5 protein-coding genes are annotated in these 2,889 nt (G+C 43.2%); 1 reads left to right on the top strand and 4 read right to left on the bottom strand.

Going from position 1 to position 2,889, the window contains the following annotated elements; translation table 11 throughout:
* Both F7C14_RS10970 and F7C14_RS10975 read right to left on the bottom strand, forming a co-directional pair.
* A partial coding sequence (locus F7C14_RS10970) for a DUF1786 family protein (RefSeq protein ID WP_290902881.1) occupies positions 1–431 on the bottom strand: 431 nt, incomplete at its 3' end.
* Positions 432–784: 353 nt separating this feature from the next.
* The gene (locus tag F7C14_RS10975) at positions 785–1,210 is read right to left on the bottom strand and encodes a ferritin family protein (RefSeq protein ID WP_290902883.1); all 426 of its coding nucleotides are present in this window, start codon (positions 1,208–1,210) and stop codon (positions 785–787) included.
* 91 nt (positions 1,211–1,301) lie between these two features.
* Between F7C14_RS10975 and F7C14_RS10980 the strand changes: the two genes are divergently transcribed.
* Positions 1,302–1,943: a V4R domain-containing protein gene (locus tag F7C14_RS10980; RefSeq protein ID WP_290902885.1), complete on the top strand. Its 642-nt coding sequence runs from the start codon at positions 1,302–1,304 to the stop codon at positions 1,941–1,943.
* On the opposite strand, the gene F7C14_RS10985 is transcribed toward F7C14_RS10980, so the two are convergent.
* Positions 1,935–2,483, bottom strand: coding sequence for a hypothetical protein (locus tag F7C14_RS10985; protein WP_290902887.1), 549 nt, complete (start codon positions 2,481–2,483; stop codon positions 1,935–1,937). The two genes, F7C14_RS10980 and F7C14_RS10985, sit on opposite strands and share 9 nt — an antisense overlap.
* Before the next feature lie 34 nt (positions 2,484–2,517).
* Complete coding sequence (locus F7C14_RS10990; RefSeq protein WP_290902889.1) at positions 2,518–2,664, bottom strand: hypothetical protein; 147 nt, start codon at positions 2,662–2,664, stop codon at positions 2,518–2,520.
* Between the last annotated feature and the right edge of the window lie 225 nt (positions 2,665–2,889).

Here is a 2,889-nt window from a genome sequence, read left to right on the forward strand (position 1 = left end):
CCGTGATCTTGTACCGCGACAGCTATGATCTCCGGTATTTCAAGGGAGAAACTTTCAAGAAATTTTTCGTAACTTTCAAGGAAGACATCTTTAAGAACTATCCTTTCTCCCTCACCGTTTTCAGTTATTTTAACTCCGATCTCCTTAACTTTTTCCAGATCGTCGTTTATCGTTAAAGCGGCTTTTTCCGTCGCAAAAACGTTAACTTTTCCCACAGCTTCTTTAACAGCCTGTGAAACTGCACCTCCACCCATCGTGTATCCAGCTAAAAATACATCCCTTCCTTCTTCTGCAAGCCTCCTTATTTTTCTACCGAGTATAACCGTGGGAGAAGGTAGAATTGCTCTAACGAAGTTTCTCGGATTTTCATTCGAGTCGAAGAGCATGAAGTCTTGCGTTCTCGATCCAACATCGAGGGTGAAGACGAGCATAATTCAAGATTCGCAAAGAAATATATATCTTCTACTCCAGAAAGTTTTAAATAATATCAAGTTAATTTGATTTCATGGGTTGCCTAAATTGCAAGAATTACAAAAAGCTCGACCACTATCGGTGCGTGTACTTTGAGAATAAGATATCTAAGGTCTTTCCGAACTGGACTGAAGATTTTAGAGAAGGAAGAATAAGGTTCAAAAGCTGTGGGTTCTTCAAACCTCAGTAATCGGCAAATTCATCACTTTTCAGTTAGGGGAGGGGTCATCATCGGTATGTAGAAATTGTTCGTCGGAAGATAAAAATTTACTTCGAGTGTCTGAAATTAAAAAATGGTGTTTAGAAAAGCGAACTACGAAAAGTACCTTTTCAACAGACCTTTAAGAGCTTCGGCATGCCTGTATTCATCTCTTGAAGCTTCATCCCATATGTCATGAGCTTCGTCTATCCCAAGCTCCTTCGCTTTGACAGCCACTTCCCTCTTCCACTTGTTCGCCTTCATTTCCCCTTCAAGCATGTACTCAAGGCTTTCCTTCAGCGAATCCTTTATCATTCCGTTCAACTCAGCAAATCTCGCCGCATGATAGGCTTCATCCATAGCTATGCTCTTTAGAATCGCCGCAATTTCCGGATAACCCTCCCTCTCAGCTTGTCTGGCTATTGCTAAATACAAGCCGACTTCCATCGTTTCTCCTCTGAACTCGTTGTTTACAGCTTCTTCAAGCTCCGTTCCCTTCGTCACACCAATCTTGTTCTTATTATCTCCGTACTCCACCATGCTTTCTTTTCCACTCTTGTTCCATATAAATCTTACGGTTAGATTAATGTCGAACCGATAGATTTATATCGTACGAACGAGAAGCTAATATGTGATCGACGAAAGCAAGGTGAAAATCCTTGAAGCGTTGAAGAAACCTAAAACGGTAACTCAGCTCTCTAAGGAGTTGAAATTAAGCAAAGCCACCGTCTCTCATCACTTAAAGCACCTTGAAAGGCTCGGATTTGTTAAAGTAGTTTCGACGAAGTTGGAGAGGAATTTCATAAAGAAGTATTACGTATCAAGGCTTCACAATCCTGAGTTCATCCTCCCTCACGAAAAGCTGATTCTCGAAGACTTCGAGTTAAGCAGAGGAGAACTCCTTAGAACGCTTCTCAGGCTTTTAAACGTTGTGAGCTTGAATAACTCCTTGCTTCTTAAAAAAGTGGGATTCGACGTGGGATATTTCGCCATCGCCGAAAGGGTTGACGACGGCTTGGAGTCCTTAGCTGACCTCTGGGAGAAGCTAAAGCTCGGGAAAGTTGCGGAGGTAAGCAAAGAAAAATTCGTTGTGGAGGATTGTTACAACTGCGCTCATCTTCCCGCTGTTGGAAAGCCCTACTGCAAGATCGACGAAGGGATAATCGAAGGAGTTCTTAGGAAGAAAAGCGGAGAGGTTTATGAAGTCGAGGAAGTTAAATGCTGGGGAACCGGCTATGACGTTTGCGAGTTCAGAATAAGGAAGCTACCTTGAGCTAAGTCTTTCTTTGACTTCTCTGATCTTTTTAGCGTAGTAGGGGAGTAAAAGCGGAATAGCCCATTCCGTCGGTTCGGCAAGACTGAAGCGAGATCTTGCCTCCGGAAACGCGAGCATTAGAAAAAGGAGAAGGACAATCATTCCGGCGTTGAGGTGAGGATTTGCGAGGAATACTATAAACAGCAGAATTATCGACCTAATTACAATTCCCCGCTTCGCAACTTTCAGCTTCCCTTCGTATATCTGAAGATCGAGTTTTAAGTCATGATGGTCTTTTTTCTTTATTTCTTCTTCTCCTCTCACCTCGTAAACGCTGAGAATTTGCCCCAAATCTTTAAGATTTCTCGGGATTTTTACGTCGACTCCATTTAAGTAAACTACAACGACCACCATTCCCCCTTCCAACTCGTACTCCACCTTTCTCAAACCGATTCTTGTGTAGTAAACCCTCTTTTCGAATTTTAATTCTCTCGTTCTGAAAAACTCCTCGATCGTCCTCAAAGCAGTTTCAGCGTCGCACCTTAGCGAGAGTTTCACAAATACGGGGTTTCTTTATAACCTAAAAATTTTTCTAAGATGAGGGCTTTATCGCTATCTCCGTCTCGTCTATTACATCCGACGCAAAGGGTATGTCGAGTACCAGCCTCAGCTTAGCCGATCTTATCTTCGACCACGCATCACCCATTACCACCTGTCCTTTTATACAGGCTTTCTCCATCACCCGTCTCGGGGGAAATTGGACTCAAACTGGATGCAAGGATGTATATCACGCTATCCAACGCTGGTTTCCACGAAAACCGTACTTCGCCTGGCATTTTCATTCTGGCCAGCATAGCTCCATACCTTGTCATGCCGTGATCGAATACAAGCTCTAACCTGAGCTCCTTCGATTTACCGCTCGCAGATCTACTGTAGGTTAGCGTACCTTCAATCCTTCCATCGA

It is taken from the genome of Ferroglobus sp. (assembly GCF_015521575.1).
Lineage (GTDB): Archaea > Halobacteriota > Archaeoglobi > Archaeoglobales > Archaeoglobaceae > Ferroglobus.

Excerpts from the sequence above, each read along its gene's own strand:
- F7C14_RS10990 (WP_290902889.1), bottom strand. The coding sequence starts at position 2,664 with ATGGAGAAAGCCTGTATAAAAGGACAGGTGGTAATGGGTGATGCGTGG.
- F7C14_RS10975 (WP_290902883.1), bottom strand. The coding sequence starts at position 1,210 with ATGGTGGAGTACGGAGATAATAAGAACAAGATTGGTGTGACGAAGGGA.